This window comes from Curtobacterium sp. MCLR17_059 (genome assembly GCF_003234665.1).
In the GTDB taxonomy this organism is placed as follows: domain Bacteria; phylum Actinomycetota; class Actinomycetes; order Actinomycetales; family Microbacteriaceae; genus Curtobacterium; species Curtobacterium flaccumfaciens.
This window is the reverse complement of the sequence record NZ_QKSU01000002.1, coordinates 297,485-316,292: the sequence shown is the minus strand read 5'-3', so window position 1 is coordinate 316,292 and position 18,808 is coordinate 297,485. Positions and strand designations below refer to the sequence as shown.

15 protein-coding genes and 1 tRNA gene are annotated in these 18,808 nt (G+C 70.9%); 2 read left to right on the top strand and 14 right to left on the bottom strand.

What is annotated here, in order from left to right:
- Positions 1-3 precede the first annotated feature (3 nt).
- Positions 4-372, top strand: coding sequence for a PaaI family thioesterase (locus DEJ12_RS05260; protein ID WP_051596794.1), 369 nt, complete (start codon positions 4-6; stop codon positions 370-372).
- A 24-nt stretch (positions 373-396) separates the two neighbouring features.
- Here DEJ12_RS05260 and DEJ12_RS05255 read toward each other — a convergent pair whose 3' ends face one another.
- The 6 genes from DEJ12_RS05255 to DEJ12_RS05230 all read right to left on the bottom strand — a co-directional run bounded on the left by DEJ12_RS05255 (position 397) and on the right by DEJ12_RS05230 (position 4,956).
- Positions 397-867 (bottom strand): GNAT family N-acetyltransferase, encoded by a 471-nt coding sequence (locus tag DEJ12_RS05255; RefSeq protein ID WP_111029269.1) that lies wholly within the window; start codon positions 865-867, stop codon positions 397-399.
- Positions 868-975: 108 nt separating this feature from the next.
- The gene (locus DEJ12_RS05250; RefSeq protein WP_017887240.1) at positions 976-1,581 is read right to left on the bottom strand and encodes an ANTAR domain-containing response regulator; all 606 of its coding nucleotides are present in this window, start codon (positions 1,579-1,581) and stop codon (positions 976-978) included.
- Positions 1,582-1,654: 73 nt separating this feature from the next.
- Positions 1,655-1,739, bottom strand: a tRNA-Leu gene (locus DEJ12_RS05245).
- Between the two features lie 55 nt (positions 1,740-1,794).
- Entirely contained in the window at positions 1,795-2,964 is a 1,170-nt protein-coding gene (locus tag DEJ12_RS05240; RefSeq protein WP_146245560.1) for a helix-turn-helix domain-containing protein, read from the bottom strand.
- Between the two features lie 52 nt (positions 2,965-3,016).
- Positions 3,017-3,415, bottom strand: a complete 399-nt coding sequence (locus DEJ12_RS05235) for a DUF779 domain-containing protein (protein WP_111029267.1) — start codon at positions 3,413-3,415, stop codon at positions 3,017-3,019.
- Complete coding sequence (locus DEJ12_RS05230) at positions 3,415-4,956, bottom strand: aldehyde dehydrogenase family protein (RefSeq protein ID WP_111029266.1); 1,542 nt, start codon at positions 4,954-4,956, stop codon at positions 3,415-3,417. The genes DEJ12_RS05235 and DEJ12_RS05230 overlap by 1 nt, the downstream gene beginning before the upstream one ends.
- 151 nt (positions 4,957-5,107) lie before the next feature.
- Here DEJ12_RS05230 and DEJ12_RS05225 point away from each other — a divergent pair, with 151 nt between their 5' ends.
- Positions 5,108-5,647 carry an HdeD family acid-resistance protein gene (locus DEJ12_RS05225; protein ID WP_173033968.1) on the top strand — a complete coding sequence of 180 codons (540 nt, stop codon included), beginning with the start codon at positions 5,108-5,110 and terminating at the stop codon, positions 5,645-5,647.
- 34 nt (positions 5,648-5,681) lie between these two features.
- Here the strand turns inward: DEJ12_RS05225 and DEJ12_RS05220 are convergent, their stop codons facing one another.
- From DEJ12_RS05220 to trpC, 8 genes are all read right to left on the bottom strand, one after another.
- Complete coding sequence (locus DEJ12_RS05220) at positions 5,682-6,776, bottom strand: VIT1/CCC1 transporter family protein (protein WP_111029265.1); 1,095 nt, start codon at positions 6,774-6,776, stop codon at positions 5,682-5,684.
- A 130-nt stretch (positions 6,777-6,906) separates the two neighbouring features.
- Positions 6,907-8,352 carry a pyruvate kinase gene (gene pyk, locus DEJ12_RS05215; protein ID WP_017887208.1) on the bottom strand — a complete coding sequence of 482 codons (1,446 nt, stop codon included), beginning with the start codon at positions 8,350-8,352 and terminating at the stop codon, positions 6,907-6,909.
- Positions 8,353-8,549: 197 nt separating this feature from the next.
- Complete coding sequence (locus tag DEJ12_RS05210) at positions 8,550-10,007, bottom strand: glutamate synthase subunit beta (protein WP_111023053.1); 1,458 nt, start codon at positions 10,005-10,007, stop codon at positions 8,550-8,552.
- On the bottom strand, positions 10,000-14,604 hold the full coding sequence (gene gltB, locus DEJ12_RS05205; protein WP_375334583.1) for a glutamate synthase large subunit: 4,605 nt from the start codon (positions 14,602-14,604) through the stop codon (positions 10,000-10,002). The genes DEJ12_RS05210 and gltB overlap by 8 nt, the downstream gene beginning before the upstream one ends.
- Positions 14,605-14,830: 226 nt before the next feature.
- Positions 14,831-15,817, bottom strand: a complete 987-nt coding sequence (lgt, locus tag DEJ12_RS05200; protein ID WP_071244753.1) for a prolipoprotein diacylglyceryl transferase — start codon at positions 15,815-15,817, stop codon at positions 14,831-14,833.
- A 96-nt stretch (positions 15,818-15,913) separates the two neighbouring features.
- On the bottom strand, positions 15,914-16,708 hold the full coding sequence (gene trpA, locus DEJ12_RS05195) for a tryptophan synthase subunit alpha (protein ID WP_071403730.1): 795 nt from the start codon (positions 16,706-16,708) through the stop codon (positions 15,914-15,916).
- Positions 16,705-17,919, bottom strand: coding sequence for a tryptophan synthase subunit beta (gene trpB / locus DEJ12_RS05190; protein ID WP_071244754.1), 1,215 nt, complete (start codon positions 17,917-17,919; stop codon positions 16,705-16,707). Before trpB ends, trpA begins: the two co-directional genes overlap by 4 nt.
- A gap of 100 nt (positions 17,920-18,019) precedes the next feature.
- Entirely contained in the window at positions 18,020-18,805 is a 786-nt protein-coding gene (trpC, locus tag DEJ12_RS05185; protein WP_111029303.1) for an indole-3-glycerol phosphate synthase TrpC, read from the bottom strand.
- Positions 18,806-18,808 lie beyond the last annotated feature (3 nt).

The window sequence follows — 18,808 nt, the reverse complement described above, 5'->3', positions numbered from 1 at the left end:
GGCATGGGCGAGCTGGCCGAGAAGATGGGCATGGTCATCACCGAGCTCTCGGCCGAGCGCGCGGTCGGTTCGATCCCCGTCGAGGGCAACCGCCAGCCGGTCGGCCTGCTGCACGGCGGTGCCTACGTCGTCCTCGCGGAGAGCCTCGGGTCGATGGCCGCGAACGTGCACGCCGGGCCCGGCCGCTACGCCGTCGGCATCGAGCTCAGCGCCTCGCACTCCCGCAGCGCCACGAGCGGCATCGTCACGGGCACGTGCACCGCCATCCACCTGGGCGGCACGCTCACCACCCACGAAATCGTCCTGACCGACGACCAGGGTCGTCGCTGCTCCACCGTGCGGATCACGAACATGATCCGCGAGCGTCGCTGACCGACGGAGCGACGGACCGACGACTCAGTCCTCCGGCGGCCGCTGCAGCAGCAGGCGGGCGTCGCCGAACCCGAGCCTCCGGTAGAGCCGCTCGCCGTCCACGCTCGAGTGCACCGACGTCCGCTCCACGCCGAGCTCGTCGGCGAGCTCGAGCAGGGCCGTGACGAGCCGCCCGGCGACGCCGGAACCACGCAACTCCGGGTGCACGTAGACCGTCTGCACGTCAGCGGTCAGTCGGCGGCCCGGCCGGTCCGGCAGTGGCGGTCGCGCGACGAGCCCGAGCCACGCCATGCCGAGCACCACACCGTCCCGCTCGGCGACCACGCACCGGTGCGACTCCGTGTGGTCGGCGGCGAACGCCGTCATGGCAACGCGGTACGACTGCACACTCGCCGCCGGCTGCGCGCCGCCCTCGTCGACGCTCCACCGCCACCGCAGGTCCGCCACCGCCGGCATGTCGTCAGGCCGGGAGGCCCGGATCACCACGTCGTCCATGGCTCCAGCCTGCCAGGTGGTCGCGGCACACGCCCCGCCCCCGGACGCAGGAACGCCGCCGACCCCAGGGGGTTCGACGGCGTTCCGTGAGCGACGGTGGTGCGCTGACTACTTCTTGGCGCTGAGCTGCTCGATGATCGCCTTCGCGACGTCGTGCATGGTCAGGCGGCGGTCCATCGAGGCCTTCTGGATCCAGCGGAACGCCTCGGGCTCGGTGAGGCCCATCTTCTCGTTCAGCAGGCCCTTGGCGCGGTCGACGAGCTTGCGGGTCTCGAAGCGCTCGACGAGGTCGGCGACCTCGGCTTCGAGCGTGATGATCTGCTGGTACCGCGAGAGGGCGATCTCGATCGCGGGGAGCAGGTCGTTCGGGGTGAAGGGCTTGACCACGTAGGCCAGCGCACCGGCCTCGGTGGCACGCTCGACGAGGTCCTTCTGGCTGAACGCGGTCAGCAGGACGACGGGCGCGATGTGGTTCTTGGACAGCTTCTCGGCTGCGGAGATGCCGTCGAGCTGGGGCATCTTGACGTCCATCACGACGAGGTCGGGGCGGAGGTCGGTCGCGAGCTGGACGGCGGTCTCACCGTCACCGGCTTCACCGACCACGTCGAACCCGTTGTCGCGGAGGATCTCCACGATGTCGAGGCGGATGAGCGACTCGTCCTCGGCGACGACGACGCGACGGGGTGCTGGTGCTGTTGCTTCTGTGTCACTCACGGACGAAAGCCTACTAGACGACGGAAGTGCCGTATCCCAGACCACGCAGATCGATCAGTCGCAGATCGATGCTTGGTACGAGTGGCGGGACTTGAACCCGCACGCCGTGAGGCAGAGCATTTTGAGTGCCCCGTGTCTGCCGATTCCACCACACTCGCGAGGAGGCCAACACTACCAGCCCGACCCGCGCCTCCCGGCCCGTCGTCTACCGTCTCAGGAGCCCTCGAGCGCCTCGATCGCCGCCACGAGACCGGCCCGTCGCGGCGACCGCCGCGGCAGCACCGCGAGCAGCGCGCGGAGCACGAGCGCGTCGGTCGCACCGTCCGGGGTGCGCGCCCACGCGAGCAGGGCGTCGACGCCGCCGTCGGCGACGACCGACTCGCGGAACCGCAGCCGCACCAGGTCACGGACCGCGTCGACGCCGGGTGCGGCGGAGCCCGGCAGGACCGGTCCGGCGTACCGGTCGACGGCCTGGAGGCGCGCCCCGCGTTGGAGCGCGGACAGCACGCCGTCGACGTCGGTCCGGACCCCGGTCACCCGGTACGGCCGCGACGTCACGGTCACGTCCGGCGCGTGCTGCGCGAGGACCCGGCGCAGCCGGACGACCTCGGCGCGCAGGGTGACGACCGCGCCCGGGTCACCGTAGACGGCGGCTGCGAGGTCGGTCGCTGCGAGGCCGGCGGGGTGCGCGGCGAGCACGACGAGCAGTTCGGAGTGCCGGGCGGACAGCTCGACCCGGCGGTCGGCGATCCGGAGCACGGCGGTGTCGGTCCCGAGCACGGTCAGCTCGGCCGACGGTACGCGGGGGGTCCGCGCCCGTGGTCGGACCGCGGCCAGGGCGAGCTGGGCCTCGGCTGCGGCGACCGTGGCGGCGAGCAGCGACAGCGTGTGCCGCTCGACGGCGCGGTCGTCGCCCGTCAGGTCGAGCACGCCGACGGTCGCACCGCTCGCGTCGTGCACCGGGACGGCCGTGCACGAGAACGGCTTGACGGCGTTCGCGTAGTGCTCGTCGGAGCGGATCTGCACCGGACGGTCGAGGCGCAGTGCCGTGCCGGGCGCGCTGGTGCCCACGCGGTCCTCCGACCAGTCGGCCCCGGGGACGAAGCCCATGTCCTCGGCCGCGCGACGCGTGGAGCGGGCGCCGTCGACCCAGACGAGACGGCCCGCGGCGTCCGCGACGGCGACGACGCACCCGGCCGAGCGGGAGTCGTCGAGCAGCAGCCGGCGGACCACCGGCAGCAGGGTGGCGAGGGGGCCGTCGTGCCGGACGGCATCGAGTTCGTCGTCGCCGATGGCGAGGACCGGCGCGGCGTCGGGGTCGACCCGGGCGGACCGCTGCCACGATGCGGCGACGAGCGGGCGGAGCCGACCGGGTGCGCGCATGCGTCCTCCGATCGACCCCACCCGCCGCTCCGTCGCGACGCGTGCGGTCAGCCTACGTCCGGGCCACCCGCGGGACCAGGCCGAGATCGGCGAGCTCGGCGTCGTCGAACATCCGCGACCGGGTGAGGAACCGTTTGCCCTCGGGGACCTCGACCGAGAACCCGCCGCCCCGACCGTCGACGACGTCGATCGTCAGGTGCGTGTACTTCCAGTACTCGAACTGCGACACCGACATGTAGACCTCGACCGGCTCGAGGCCGTCCACCTGCAACGCGCCGAGCAGGACGTCCCCCGGACCGGTCCGGAACATGCCGACGGGGTAGCACATCGGACTCGAGCCGTCGCAGCAGCCGCCGGACTGGTGGAACATCAGCGGGCCGTGCCGGGCGGTGAGGGTGTGCAGGAGCTCCCCCGCCGCCGGCGTCACCGCGACGCGTGCGGTGTCGGGCATCAGAAGAAGCCCATCGGTCCGTCGGCGTAGGAGACGAGCAGGTTCTTCGTCTGCTGGTAGTGGTCGAGCATCATCTTGTGGTTCTCGCGCCCGATGCCGGACTGCTTGTAGCCGCCGAAGGCCGCACCCGCCGGGTACTGGTGGTACGTGTTCGACCAGACCCGCCCGGCCTGGATGTCCCGTCCGGCGCGGTACAGGGTCGTGACGTCACGGCTCCACACCCCGGCGCCGAGCCCGTACAGGGTGTCGTTGGCCGTGGCGATCGCGTCGTCGTAGCCGCTGAAGGACGTCAGCGCGAGCACGGGCCCGAAGATCTCCTCCTGGAAGATCCGCATCGAGTTGTCGCCCTCGAACACCGTCGGCGTGACGTAGTAGCCGCCGGAGAGTTCGCCGCCCAGGTCGGCGCGCTCGCCACCGGTCAGGAGCTTCGCACCCTCCTGCTTGCCGATGTCGATGTAGCTCAGGATCTTCTCGAGCTGGTCGTTGGACGCCTGGGCACCGATCATCGTCGACAGGTCGAGCGGGTGTCCCTGCTTGACGGCACGGACGCGCTCCAGGCCGTCGGCGACGAACCCGTCGTAGATCTCCTCCGCCACGAGTGCCCGGGACGGACACGTGCAGACCTCGCCCTGGTTCAGGTTGAAGAACGTGAAGCCCTCGAGCGCCTTGTCGTAGAAGGAGTCCTTCTCGGCCGCCACGTCGGGGAAGAACACGTTCGGGCTCTTGCCGCCGAGCTCGAGCGTCACCGGGATGAGGCTCTGCGAGGCGTACTGCATGATCAGCCGCCCGGTGGTGGTCTCCCCCGTGAAGGCGATCTTCCGGATGTCCGGGTGCTGCGCGAGCGGTGCGCCGACCTCGATGCCGAAGCCGTTGACGACGTTGAGCACCCCGGCGGGCAGCAGGTCGCGGATGAGCTCGACGAGCACGTGGATGGACGCCGGGGTCTGCTCGGCGGGCTTCAGCACGACGCAGTTGCCGGCGGCGAGGGCCGGTGCGAGCTTCCACACCGCCATCAGGATCGGGAAGTTCCAGGGGATGATCTGCCCGACCACGCCGAGCGGCTCGTGGAAGTGGTAGGCCACGGTGTCGTGGTCGATCTCGCCGGCGGAGCCCTCCTGTGCGCGGATCGCCGCGGCGAAGTACCGGAAGTGGTCGATCGCGAGCGGGATGTCGGCGCCGAGGGTCTCACGGATGGGTTTGCCGTTCTCCCACGTCTCGGCGACGGCGAGCATCTCGAGGTGCTCCTCCATGCGGTCCGCGATCTTGTTGAGGATGACGGCACGTTCAGCCGCGCTCGTCCGTCCCCAGGCCGGGAACGCCTTCCATCCGGCGGCGACGGCCCGGTCGACGTCCGAGGAGTCACCGCGGGCCACCTCGGTGAACACCTTGCCCGTGACGGGGGTGGGGTTCTCGAAGTACTGCCCGCTGGCGGACGGCACGTACTCGCCGCCGATGAAGTGGTCGTACCGGGATCGGTACTCGACCAGGGAGCCGGGCTCGCCGGGTGCGGCGTAGCTGGTGGGCGAGGGTGCGATGGTCATGGTGGTGCCCTTTCGACGACGCTGTCGGGGCGCACGGGTCGCGCGCCTGCTCCGCACGGTACGACCGCGGGGGTTGCAGGTCGTTGCACGGTCCGGGGCTCCGACGGGTAGCGTGCTGGACACCAGCGCTGGCGATCAGGGAGGAGCGCTCGTGGATTCTCGTGCCGTCAGGACGTTCCGGGTGTTCGTCGTCGTCACCGCCGTCGTCGCCATCGCACTGGGCATCGTGGCCATCGTCTGGCCCCGCCCGTCGCTCGTGCTCGTGGCGCTGCTGTTCGGCGTGTACCTCGTCGTGGCCGGGGCGCTCCGCGTCTTCGCCGCGGTGCGGGGGCACGGCACCCGGCCGGTGTGGCGGTGGACGTCCGGCATCGTCGGCGGCCTGGTCGCGGTCGCGGGGCTCGTGACCCTGCTCGACCCGGCGATCCCGCTCGTCGTCTACGCCGTGCTCGCCGGGGTCGGGTTCCTGATCGAGGGGGTCGCCGCGATCGTCGGCGGGTTCGTCGGACACCCGGGATCGTCACGCGTCCCGACGGTCGTCAGCGGCGTGCTGTCGATCATCGGGGGAATCGTCGTGCTCGTCGCACCCGGACTCGCACTGACCGTCTTCATGGTCTTCGCCGGCATCGCGCTCATCGTCGTCGGGGCCGCTGCCCTGCTGCTCCTGCCGCCGCGCGCCGCCGTCCGTCGGTAGCCGCCGCTCGCCGGCCGCGCGCCGCCGTCCGCCGCTAGGCCGACCCGGTGCCGAAGAGCAGCCCGAGTGCGTAGGTCACGATCGCCGCACCGAACCCGATGGCGAGCTGCCGGAAGGCCCGCTTGCCGGGAGACGCTCCGCTCAGCACGCCGACGACGGCACCGGTGCCGAGCAGGGCGATGCCCACCAGACCGCCGGCCACCGCGATCGCCGGCCACCCCTGCATCCCGAACAGGAACGGGAGCACCGGGATGATCGCGCCCGAGGCGAAGAAGCAGAAGCTCGACACCGCGGCGCTCAGCCCGGTACCGACCGCCTCGTGGTCGTCCGCGACCGCGGTCGAACCGGTCGCCGGCCGCCGCTCGCCGATGCCGGACAGCACCTGCGCGGCGTGCTCGGTCGCCTCGGCCTCGGGCATCCCGCGCGCGCGGTAGACCAGGGCGAGCTCGTTCGCGTCGACGTCGAGGTCCGACACCGCCTTGCCGGCCTCGGGGTGCGGCGCGGACGCCTCGAGCAGTTCGCGTTGCGACCGGACGGAGACGTACTCCCCCGCCCCCATCGACAACGCGCCGGCGAGCAGGCCGGCGATGCCGCTCAGCAGCACGAAGTGCCGGTCGGCCCCCGAGGCACTGATGCCGATGATGAGCGCCAGGTTGGACACCAAGCCGTCGTTCGCGCCGAACACCGCCGCCCGGAACGTGCCGGACAGCCGCATCCGGCCCCGGTTCGCGAGCCCGCGCACGACCTCGCCGTGGATCCGCTCGTCGGCGGCCATCCGCGCGGTCGCGTCCGAGTCGTCGGCGTACGGCGAGCGGTCCTCGGCGCGCTGCATGAGCGCGAGGACGAAGACCGACCCGAACCGCTTGGCCAGCACGGCGAGCACCCGGGTGCGCAGGCTCCCCCGCTGGGGCCGTCCGACGTCGTCGCCGAGCAGGTCGAGCCAGTGGTCGGCGTGCCGTCCCTCGGCCTCGGCCAGCGCGGCGAGGATCTCGCGCTCCTCGCCGGAACGGCGGGCAGCGAGGTTGCGGTACACGGCCGCCTCGGCACGTTCGTCGGCCAGGTAGCGACGCCAGCGGCGGACGTCGGCGCGCGGCGCCGGGGTGTCGGATCGGAGGCTCACAGCGACCATCCTGCCGCCTGCGGCCGACGTCCGGTCACCACCAGGGCCGTGGAGACGCGGCAGGGCGCGGACCGGAAGCGGTCGGCGCTGCTCGCGCCGGGCCTCCAGTCCGCGCCCTGGTGGCGACGGATCCCTCGGATCAGTCCCGGACGTAGGCCGGGGCGGCCTCGGCGTGGGCGTCGCCCACCCGGTGCACGCGCAGGTCGTTCGTCGATCCCTCGATGCCGGGAGGGGACCCGGCCGTCACGATGACGCGGTCGCCGGGGGCGGCCAGGCCGTTCTCGAGGAGGACGTCGTCCACCTGCGAGAAGAGCTCGTCGGTGTGGGTCTTCCGCTCCACCAGGAACGAACGGACACCCCAGGTGAGGGCCATCCGGCGACGCGTGGCCTCGTTCGGGGTGAAGGCGATGATCGGCAGACCGTGGCGCAGGCGCGACATGCGGCGGGCCGAGTCACCGGACTCGGTGAAGACGCAGAGGTACGACGCCTCGGTGAACTCGGCGATCTCGACGGCGGCGAGGGTGATCGCCCCACCGAGGGTGCGCGGCTTGGTGCCGAGCGGCGCGATGCGCTCGAGACCGTGGTCCTCGGTGGACTCGACGATGCGGGCCATGGTGCGGACGGTCTGCACCGGGTACTCACCGACGCTCGTCTCACCGGACAGCATGACCGCGTCGGCACCGTCGAGGACGGCGTTCGCGACGTCGGACGTCTCGGCGCGGGTGGGGATCGGCGACGAGATCATCGACTCGAGCATCTGCGTCGCGACGATGACCGGCTTGGCCATGCGGCGGGACAGCTCGACGGCGCGCTTCTGCACGATCGGGACGGCCTCGAGCGGGAGCTCGACGCCGAGGTCACCGCGGGCGACCATGATGCTGTCGAAGGCGTCGATGATCTCCTCGAGCGCGTCGACGGCCTGGGGCTTCTCGACCTTGGCGATGACCGGCAGGCGCTTGCCCTCTTCGTCCATGATCTCGTGGGCACGCACGACGTCGCTCGCGTTGCGCACGAACGACAGCGCGATGAGGTCGGCGCCCTGGCGGATCGCCCAGCGCAGGTCGGCCTCGTCCTTCTCGCTCAGCGCGGGGACGTTGACGGCGACACCGGGCAGGTTGATGCCCTTGTTGTTGGACACCGTGCCGGGGACGACGACCTCGGTGCGGACCCGCACGCCGTCGGTGTCGAGGACACGGAGGCGGACACGGCCGTCGTCGATGAGCAGCGGGTCGCCGGGCTTGACGTCCTGCGGCAGGCCCTTGAACGTCGTGCCGCAGATCTCCTTCGAGCCGGGGACGTCCTCGGTCGTGATGGTGAAGATGTCACCGACCGCCAGGTCGTGCGGGCCGTCGGCGAACCGAGCCAGACGGATCTTCGGACCCTGCAGGTCGACGAGGATCGCGACGGGCTTGCCGAGTTCTTCGGCGGCACGACGGACGTTGACGTAGTTGGCCTCGTGGACGCTGTAGTCACCGTGGCTGAGGTTGAGGCGGGCGACGTCGACGCCCGCTTCGATGATCTCCTTGACGGTCTCGTAGTCCGACGTTGCCGGTCCGAGCGTCGAAACGATCTTTGCGCGTCTCAATGGATTCCTTCGTGGTGGTGGATGGAGCTTGGGTTTCCGCGCTGTGGGGCCGCGCGGAACGAAGCGAGGCCACCAGCACCCTACCGAGTGCTGGTGGCCTCACGCTCACGGGAGCGTGAGCATCTGGTGGAGACGGTCCGCCGTCTGGCGGCGGTCCGACATCTGGTGGCCGTCCGACATTCCGTGATCGTCCGACATCAGACGGAGATCGCCCGGTCGGTCGCCTTGACCGGTGCCGGCAGGATCGTGGAGCCCTCGAGGTACTCGTCGACCTGCGCGGCCGCGGCACGGCCCTCGGCGATCGCCCACACGATGAGCGACTGCCCGCGACCCGCGTCGCCGGCGACGAACACGCCGGCCTCGTTGGTCGCGTAGTCGGCACGGCGGTCGAGCGCCCCGGAGACCGTGGTCGGCAGACCGAGCTGCGGCTCGATCGTGTCCGACTCGGGACCGGTGAAGCCCATCGCGATGAGGACGAGGTCGGCCGGGATCTCCCGCTCGCTGCCCGCCTTCGGGACCCGCCGGCCATCGAGGTACTCGGTCTCGGCGACCCGCAGTGCGCGGACCTCGCCGGCGTCGTTCGACAGGAACTCGACGGTCGAAGCGAGGAAGTGCCGCTCGCCGCCCTCTTCGTGGGCGCTCGTGATCTCGAACACGGTCGGGAACATCGGCCACGGCTGGTCGGACGGACGCTCGAGCGGCGGCTGCTTGCCGATGGCCAGGTTCGTCACGCTCAACGCGCCCTGGCGGTGAGCGGTGCCGATGCAGTCCGCGCCCGTGTCGCCGCCGCCGATGACGACGACGTGCTTTCCCTCTGCCGTGATCTGGTTGTCGACTGTCGTGCCCGCGTTCGCCTTGTTCTGCTGGACCAGGTAGTCCATGGCGAAGTGCACGCCCTCGAGGTCGCGCCCCGGGATCGGCAGGTCGCGCGGCACCGTGGCACCGGTGGCGACGACGACCGCGTCGTAGCGCGACTTCAGGTCGTCCCAGGTGATGTCCTTGCCGATCTCGACCCCGGCACGGAACCGGGTGCCCTCGGCCTGCATCTGGGCGAGGCGCGCGTCGATCTGGCGCTTCTCCATCTTGAAGTCCGGGATGCCGTAGCGGAGCAGGCCGCCGATGCGGTCGTCCCGCTCGTAGACGGCGACCGTGTGGCCGGCACGCGTGAGCTGCTGCGCGGCGGCGAGCCCGGCGGGACCGGAGCCCACGACGGCGACGGTCTTGCCCGTCAGGCGCTCCGGCGGGTGCGGGGTGACCCAGCCGTTCTGGAACGCCTGGTCGATGATCGAGACCTCGACCTGCTTGATCGTCACCGGGGGCTGGTTGATGCCGAGCACGCACGACGACTCGCACGGTGCCGGGCAGAGCCGACCCGTGAACTCCGGGAAGTTGTTCGTCTCGTGCAGGCGCTCGATCGCCTGGCGGCCCTCACCGCGCCAGGTCAGGTCGTTCCACTCCGGGATCAGGTTGCCGAGCGGGCAGCCCTGGTGGCAGAACGGCACGCCGCAGTCCATGCAGCGGCCGGCCTGGCGCTTCAGGACACCGGACTCCTGCTGCTCGTAGACCTCTTTCCAGTCCATGAGCCGCACGGGCACGGGTCGCCGGGGCGGGAGTTCGCGTTCCTGGACCTTCAGGAATCCCTTGGGGTCAGCCACCGGTCACCTCCATGATCCTGTTCCAAACGATGTCACCGTCGGGGTCGAGCCCCTCGTCGACGGCCTGTCTGCGCGTCTCGAGCACCGCCGCGTAGTCGCGCGGCAGCACCTTGACGAAGTCGCTCAGGTCTCCGGACGCCAGCAGGTCGGACGCGAGCGTCGAACCCGTCTCGTCGGCGTGCCGGGTGAGCAGGTCGGTGACGATCTCTACGTCGGCGCTGTCGAGCGCCTCGAGCCGGAGCTCGCCGGACGCCAGGGCGTCGGTGTTCACGTGTTCCTGGCGCAGGCCTCGGACGTACGCCGTCCCACCGGACATGCCGGCGCCGAGGTTCCGGCCGGTCTCGCCGAGGATGAGCGCGAGCCCGCCCGTCATGTACTCGAGCGCGTGGTCGCCCACGCCCTCGACGACGGCCGTGGCACCGGAGTTCCGCACCAGGAAGCGCTCGCCCACGATGCCGCGGATGAACATGCTGCCCTGGGTGGCGCCGTACCCGATGACGTTGCCGGCGATGACGTTCTCGGCCGGGTCGAAGCCCGAGCCGGCGTCGGGCCGGACGACGATCTGGCCGCCGGAGAGCCCCTTGCCGACGTAGTCGTTGCTGTCGCCGATGAGCCGCAGCGTGATGCCCGCCGGCAGGAACGCGCCGAGCGACTGCCCGGCGGAACCGCGCAGCGTCACGTCGATCGAGCCGTTCGGCAGGCCGTGCTCGCCGTGCCGCAGGGTCACCTGGTGGCCGAGCATGGTGCCGACGGCGCGCTCGGTGTTGCGGATGGGCAGGTCGAGCGCGATCGAACCGCCGTGGTCGAGCACGTCCGCGGTCTGCTGGATGAGCTGCACGTCGAAGTGCTGGTCCAGCTCGTGGTCCTGCTCGCGGTGGTGGCGGCGCGGTTCGGCGTCGTCGAAGTGCGGTCCCTTGAGCACCGGCGCGAGGTCGAGGCCCGACGCCTTCCAGTGCTCGACGGCACGGTCGACGTCGAGCGAGTCGGTCTGCCCGATGGCCTCGTCGAGGCTGCGGAACCCGAGCTCGGCGAGGAGCTCGCGGACCTCTTGTGCGATGAACTCGAAGAAGTTCACGACGAACTCGGGCTTGCCGGAGAACCGCTTGCGGAGCTCGGGGTTCTGCGTGGCGACGCCGACCGGGCAGGTGTCCAGGTGGCAGACGCGCATCAGGATGCAGCCCTCGACCACGAGCGGGGCGGTCGCGAAGCCGTACTCCTCGGCCCCGAGCAACGCGGCCACGACCACGTCGCGTCCGGTCTTCATCTGCCCGTCCACCTGCACGACGACGCGGTCGCGCATGCCGTTCAGCATGAGCGTCTGCTGGGTCTCGGCCAGGCCGATCTCCCACGGGGTGCCGGCGTGCTTGAGCGAGTTGAGCGGGCTCGCGCCGGTGCCGCCGTCGTGGCCGGACACGAGCACGACGTCGGCCAGGGCCTTCGTCACGCCGGCCGCGACCGCACCGATGCCGGACTGGCTCACGAGCTTCACGTGGACGCGGGCGGCCGGGTTGGCGCGCTTGACGTCGAAGATCAGCTGCTTGAGGTCCTCGATGGAGTAGATGTCGTGGTGCGGCGGCGGCGAGATGAGGCCGACGCCCGCGGTGGCGTGCCGGGTGCGGGCCACCCACGGGTAGACCTTGGCCGGGGGCAGCTGACCGCCCTCGCCGGGCTTCGCGCCCTGCGCCATCTTGAGCTGGATGTCGGTGGCGTGCGTGAGGTACATGCTCGTCACGCCGAACCGGCCGGAGGCGACCTGCTTGATCGCGCTGCGGCGCTCGGGGTCGAGCAGGCGGTCGACGTCCTCGCCGCCCTCACCCGTGTTCGACCGGCCACCGAGTCGGTTCATCGCGATGGCGAGCGTCTCGTGGGCCTCCTTCGAGATGGACCCGTAGGACATCGCACCGGTGTTGAACCGCTTGACGATCGACTCGATCGACTCGACCTCGTCGAGCGCGATGGGCTTCCGAGCGCCCTGCTTGAACCGGAACAGCCCGCGGAGCGTCATGAGCTGTTCGGACTGGTCGTCCACGGCGCTCGAGTACTCGCGGAAGATGTCGTAGCGGCGGGCACGGGTGGCGTGCTGCAGGCGGAACACCGTGTCCGGGTTGAACAGGTGCGGCGGGCCCTGACGGCGCCACTGGTACTCGCCACCGATCTGCAGTCGCTCGTGCGAGAGCACCGCGCCGTCCTGCGGGTACGCCTGGGCGTGCCGCTCGGCGTTCTCCTTGGCGATGACGTCGATGTCGACGCCGCCCAGGATCGACGAGGTGCCCGTGAAGTACTTGTCGACGAACTCCTGGCTGAGCCCGACGGCCTCGAACGCCTGCGCACCGGCGTAGCTGGACACCGTGGAGATGCCCATCTTCGACATGATCTTCAGCACGCCCTTGCCGAGCGCCTTGATGACGTTCTTGACGGCCTGCTCCGGGGTGATCCCGGGGATCATGCCGGCGCGGACCAGGTTCTCGCAGGTCTCCATCGCCAGGTACGGGTTGATCGCCGAGGCGCCGTACCCGATGAGGGTCGCCACGTGGTGGACCTCGCGCACGTCGCCGGCCTCGACGATCAGCCCGACCTTCATGCGCTGCTCGGTGCGGATCAAGTGGTGGTGGACCGCGGCGAGGAGCAGGAGGCTCGGCACCGGTGCCTGCTCGGAGTTGCCGTCGCGGTCGGACAGCACGATGAACTGCTTGCCGGACTCGATCGCGGCGTCGACCTCGTCGCACACGGCGGCGATGCGCTTCTGCATCGCCTTCTTGCCGGCGTCGACGCGGTACAGGCCCTTGATCGTGACGGTCAGGTGGCGACCCGACTCGGTCTCGAAGTGCTGGACCTTGGCGAGCTGGTCGTTGTCGATCACCGGGAAGTCGAGCGTGATCTGCTTCGCGTGCTCGGGACCGGCGGAGAGCAGGTTGCGCTCCGGACCGAGTCCCATCCCCATCGAGGTGATGACCTGCTCGCGGATCGAGTCGAGCGGCGGGTTGGTCACCTGCGCGAACTGCTGCGTGAAGTAGTCGAAGAGCAGTCGCGGACGCTCCGACAGCACGGCGATCGGGGTGTCCGATCCCATCGCCCCGAGGGGTTCGGCACCCGCTGCCGCCATCGGGCGCAGCAGGATGCGGACTTCTTCCTCGGTGTACCCGAACGCACGCTGACGACGGGTCACCGACGCCGGGGTGTGCACGATGTGCTCGCGCTCCGGCAGGTCGTTGAGGTTGATGCGTCCGGCTTCGAGCCAGTCGCCCCACGGACCGGAGGCGGCGAGCTCGCGCTTGACCTCGTCGTCCTCGATGATGCGGCCGGCCTCGGTGTCCACCAGGAACATCCGGCCCGGACGCAGGCGGCCCTTGCGCACGACCTTGGCGGCCGGCACGTCGATGACCCCGGTCTCGGAGCCCATCACGATGAGGCCGTCGTCGGTGACCAGGAAGCGTCCGGGGCGCAGGCCGTTGCGGTCGAGGGTGGCGCCGACGAGCGAGCCGTCGGTGAAGGTGATCGCGGCGGGGCCGTCCCACGGCTCCATGAGCATCGAGTGGTACTCGTAGAACGCGCGGAGGTCCGGGTCCATCCCGACCTGGTTCTCCCACGCCTCTGGAACCATCATCGACACGGCGTGCGGCAGGGTCCGGCCGGTCAGGGTCAGCAGCTCGAGGACCTCGTCGAACGAGGCCGAGTCGCTCGCCCCCGGGCTCACGATGGGCAGCAGCGGGGCCATGTCGCCGAGCAGTTCGCTCTCGAGCTGCGACTGGCGGGCGCGCATCCAGTTCCGGTTGCCGCGCACGGTGTTGATCTCACCGTTGTGGGCGATCGTCCGGAACGGCTGCGCGAGCGGCCACGACGGGAACGTGTTGGTGGAGTAGCGCGAGTGCACGATCGCGAGCTTCGACGCGAAGCGCTCGTCGCTGAGGTCCGGGTAGAACGGCTCGAGCTGGAGCGTCGTGACCATGCCCTTGTAGACCATGGTGCGGCTCGACAGCGACATGAAGTACAGGTCGTTGTCGTGCTCGGCGCGCTTGCGGAGGCGGAAGGCCTGACGGTCCAGCGCGATGCCGCTCCACGAGGCACCGTGCACGTCGTGCCGGATGGAGGCGACGAAGAGCTGCTCGAACGCCGGCATCGCGGCACGGGCGAGCGTGCCGAGGACCTCCGGACGCACCGGGACCTCGCGCCACCCGAGGACCTTCAGGCCCTCTTCGCGGGCGAGTCGCTCGACGGCGCCCTTCACCGCGTGGCGGGCGTCGTCGTCCAGGGGCAGGTAGGCGGTGCCGACGGCGTACTCCCCCGCTGCCGGCAGCTCGAACGGCACGACGGCGCGCAGGAACTCGTCGGGCACCTGGCACAGGATGCCCGCGCCGTCACCGGTGCCCGCGTCGGACCCCACGGCACCGCGGTGCTCGAGGTTCCGGAGCGCACCGAGGGCCGCGTCAACGATGTCGTGCCCGGGCGTGCCGCGCAGGGTCGCGACCATCGCGAGACCGCAGGCGTCCTTCTCGTTCGCCGGGTCGTACATGCCCGTCGCGTCCGGGACCGCGGAGAAGCGGCGGTGCGGCGGCACGAGGCTCGTCGGTGCCGAGGGCTGGGTTGGCTGGAGCGCCATGGGGAACCGTCCTCACGAGGAAGTGGAACAGGGACAGCGGTGGCCCGGTGGTGCGTTCCGCCCGAGCGGGCGGGACTGGTGCCCGTGCCCGCCGTCAGTGAGTTGCCCTGCCGGCCGGCGAGGTTGCTGGGCCCCGCTTGTGGCGGGGACCGTCTGGTGCTGCTGCTGCTGCTGGTGTGCTGCACGTGACCGGTGGTCGTCGGGAGCGGGTGCTCCCACCACGGGATCAGCGAGTGGTCGTGACCGGTTCGTCGCTCGTGACGCCGTCTGCTGCGTCGTCATCGTGCTCCGAGAAGGTGTCCTCGGAGTCTACAACGGAGGTCGGACGGGGCCCGCGACCCGGCAGGTACGGGCTCGGCTCCTTGCCGGTGTGGCGACGGCTCTGCACCACGAAGATCAGGATGCCGATCACGACCGCGGCGAGGGCCACCCACACGTTGGTGCGGACGCCGAAGAAGGTCTCGCTCGTGTCGACGCGGATGGACTCGAGCACCGAGCGCCCGGCGCCGTACCAGATCAGGTACAGGCCGAGGACCTTGCCCCACTGCAGCGTGAACTTGCGCGCCAGGAAGAGGATGACGACCACACCGAGGACGTTCCAGATGATCTCGTACAGGAAGGTCGGGTGGAACAGCGTGCCCTCGGGCAGGCCCTTCGGGAACGCGGCGTTGCTCGAGTCGATCTCGAGGCCCCAGGGCAGGCTCGTCGGCATGCCGAAGAGCTCCTGGTTGAAGTAGTTGCCCAGGCGACCGAAGGCCTGTGCGAGCAGGACGCCCGGCACGACCGCGTCGATGAACGACGTGAACCGCAGGCCCACCTGACGGCAGCCGATCCACGCACCGACCGACCCGAGGATGAGCGCCCCGAAGATGGCGAGCCCGCCCTCCCAGATGTACAGAAAGGACAGCGGGTCGATGCCGGGGCCGAAGTAGTCGGACACGTGGGTGAACACGTGGAAGAGACGACCGCCGATGATGCCGGCGGGCACGGCCCAGATCGCGATGTCGATGATGATCCAGCGCTCGACACCACGGGCGTTGAGTCGTCGGTTCGCCAGGACGACCGCGGCGACGATCCCGATCAGGATGCAGATCGCGTACGCGTGGATGCGGAAGTCGAGGGGCAGCGACCAGCCGAACGCGTCGCGCAGCCAGGCGGTCAGGTCGAAGTACTGCCAGGCGGTGCTCGGGCTCGGGATGCTCAGGAGGGGCATGGAGGTGCTGTCGCCTTTCGGAACTGACGGGGCGCGGTCGACGTGGCGTCGGCCTCGCTCACTGTAGCGCGGCTCGCGGGCCGGACAGGAACTGGACTAGCGGCGGCGGGCGCCGGTGGCGAGGTCGGCGGCACGGTCGGCCACACCCTGCACACCGAGGTCGGCCAGCGCACGGACGAACGCGGACCCGACGATGGCACCGTCGGCGTACTCGAGGACCTCACCGACCTGCTCGGCCGTCGAGATCCCGAGACCGACGCAGGTGCGCTCGACCCCGGCGTCGCGCAGACGCGACACCACCGTGCGTGCGGCGACGTCGACGCCGACCCGGGCACCGGTCACACCCATCGTCGAGACGGCGTACACGAACCCACGGCTGGCCTCGACCGCCTGGCGCATGCGCTCGTCCGACGAGGACGGCGCGGCGAGGAAGACCCGGTCGAGCCCGGTCCGCTCCGAGGCCTCGGTCCACGCGGAGGCCTCGTCGGGGATGAGGTCGGGCGTGATGAGGCCGGCGGCACCGGCGGCGACGAGGTCGTCGGCGAAGCGGTCCACGCCGTAGCGCAGCACCGGGTTCCAGTAGGTCATGACGAGGACCGGCACGTCGGCCCGTTCGGTGATCTGCTGCACGGCGTCGAAGACCTGTGCGACCCGGAAGCCGTTCGCCAGGCTCTCCTCGGCTGCCCGCTGGATCACGGGGCCGTCCATCACGGGGTCGGAGTACGGCAGACCGAACTCGATGACGTCCACGCCGTTCTCGGCGAGGGCGACGGCGGCGTCGACGCTGGTCTGCAGGTTCGGGTACCCGGCGGGCAGGTAGCCGACGACGGCTCCGGCGCGCTCGGCGTTGGCGGCGTCGATCGTCTGGGCGACGGTCTTGTTCGTGGTCACAGCTGCACCGCGTTCTCGTCGAGGATGCCGAAGTAGCGACTGGCGGACGCGACGTCCTTGTCACCGCGGCCGGACAGGTTCACGAGCACGACGCCCTCGGGGCCGAGCTCCTTGCCGAGCTTCATCGCACCGGCGAGGGCGTGGGACGACTCGATCGCCGGGATGATGCCCTCGGTCTGGCTCAGCAGGCGGAACGCCTCCATGGCCTCGGTGTCGGTGATCGGCTGGTACTTCGCGCGGCCGATCGACGCCAGGTACGCGTGCTCCGGTCCGACGCTCGGGTAGTCGAGTCCGGCGGAGATGCTGTGGCTCTCGATCGTCTGGCCGTCCTCGTCCTGCATCAGGTACGACTTCGCGCCCTGCAGGACGCCCTCGCGACCGAGCGTGATGCTCGCCGCGTGCCGACCGGTCTCGACGCCGTCGCCCCCGGCCTCGAAGCCGTGCAGTGCGACGGACTCGTCGTCGAGGAATGCCTCGAAGATGCCCATCGCGTTCGAGCCGCCGCCGACGCACGCTGCGACGGCGTCCGGCAGACGACCGACGCGGTCGAGGACCTGCTGGCGCGCTTCCTCGCCGATGACCTTGTGGAACTCGCGCACCATCTCGGGGAACGGGTGCGGACCGGCGACCGTGCCGAGCAGGTAGTGCGTCGACTCGACGTTGGCGACCCAGTCGCGCAGGGCGTCGTTGATGGCGTCCTTCAGGGTGCGCGAACCGGTCTCGACCGGGATCACCTCGGCACCGAGCAGGCGCATCCGGGCCACGTTGAGGGCCTGTCGCTCGGTGTCCACGGCGCCCATGTAGACGACGCACTCCATGCCGAACAGGGCTGCGGCGGTCGCGGTGGCGACGCCGTGCTGGCCGGCACCGGTCTCCGCGATCAGGCGGGTCTTGCCGAGCCGACGGGCGACGAGTGCCTGGCCGAGGACGTTGTTGATCTTGTGGGACCCGGTGTGGTTCAGGTCCTCGCGCTTCAGGATGACCCGGGCGCCACCGGCGTGCTTCGCGAAGCGCGGCACCTCGGTGATGATCGAGGGGCGACCGGTGTAGTCGCGCTGCAGCTCGTCGAGCTCCGCACGGAACGCCGGGTCCGCCCAGGCCTGGCGGAAGGCGGCCTCGAGCTCGTCGAGCGCGAGGACGAGGGACTCGGGGACGAAGCGTCCGCCGAAGTCACCGAAGTAGGGGCCGTGCAGGTCGCGGAGTGAGGTCACGATGTGTCTCCCGGGACGAGTCCGACGCGGCCGGTCGGCCGCGTCGGACGGGTGGAACGTGCGGCCGCGGTCGGCGGCCTCGATACGTGGGCGGAGCCGGTCAGGCCCGGTCGGCGGCGTCGACGAACGACGCCAGGGTCGCGGCGGGGTCGTCACCCGTCACGAGCGCTTCGCCGACCAGCACGACGTCGGCGCCCGCCGCACGGTAGTGCGCGACGTCGGCCGGACCGGAGACCGCGGACTCGGCGACACGCACGACCCCGTCGGGGATGCGGTCGGCGAGCGACCCGAACAGGTCGCGGTCGAGCGAGAAGTCGGTGAGGTCCCGCGCGTTGACGCCGAGGATGCGGGCACCGGCGTCGAGGCCACGCGTGACCTCGTCACCGGAGTGCGCCTCGACCAGCACGCGCATGCCGAGTTCTTCGGCCAGGGTGTGCAGCTCGACAAGACGGGCCTGCTCGAGCGCCGCCACGATGAGCAGCACGACGTCGGCTCCGGACGCCCGGGCCTCGATCACCTGGTACGGGTCGGCGATGAAGTCCTTGCGGAGCACGGGCACCCCGACGCGGGCTTTCACGGCTTCGAGGTCGGCGAGGCTGCCGAGGAACTTGCGGCCCTCGGTCAGGACGCTGATCGTCGAGGCCCCGCCACGCTCGTAGTCGGCGGCGAGGGCGGCCGGGTCGGCGATCGCGGCCATCGACCCGCGGGACGGGCTGGCGCGCTTGACCTCGGCGATGATCTTCACCCGGTCGCCCGGGCTGAGGAACGCGAGGGCGTCGAGCGGCGACGCCACCCGGTCGAGGTCGCGTTCGACGTCCGAGTACGGACGGTCGACACGACGGGCGGCGGCGTCCTCGAGCGCGCCCGCGATGAGGGTCTCGAGCACGTT

Excerpts from the sequence above, each read along its gene's own strand:
- DEJ12_RS05260 (WP_051596794.1), top strand. The coding sequence starts at position 4 with ATGGGCGAGCTGGCCGAGAAGATGGGCATGGTCATCACCGAGCTCTCG.
- DEJ12_RS05255 (WP_111029269.1), bottom strand. The coding sequence starts at position 867 with ATGGACGACGTGGTGATCCGGGCCTCCCGGCCTGACGACATGCCGGCG.
- DEJ12_RS05240 (WP_146245560.1), bottom strand. The coding sequence starts at position 2,964 with ATGCGCGCACCCGGTCGGCTCCGCCCGCTCGTCGCCGCATCGTGGCAG.
- DEJ12_RS05235 (WP_111029267.1), bottom strand. The coding sequence starts at position 3,415 with ATGCCCGACACCGCACGCGTCGCGGTGACGCCGGCGGCGGGGGAGCTC.
- DEJ12_RS05230 (WP_111029266.1), bottom strand. The coding sequence starts at position 4,956 with ATGACCATCGCACCCTCGCCCACCAGCTACGCCGCACCCGGCGAGCCC.
- DEJ12_RS05220 (WP_111029265.1), bottom strand. The coding sequence starts at position 6,776 with ATGGTCGCTGTGAGCCTCCGATCCGACACCCCGGCGCCGCGCGCCGAC.
- gltB (WP_375334583.1), bottom strand. The coding sequence starts at position 14,604 with ATGGCGCTCCAGCCAACCCAGCCCTCGGCACCGACGAGCCTCGTGCCG.
- lgt (WP_071244753.1), bottom strand. The coding sequence starts at position 15,817 with ATGCCCCTCCTGAGCATCCCGAGCCCGAGCACCGCCTGGCAGTACTTC.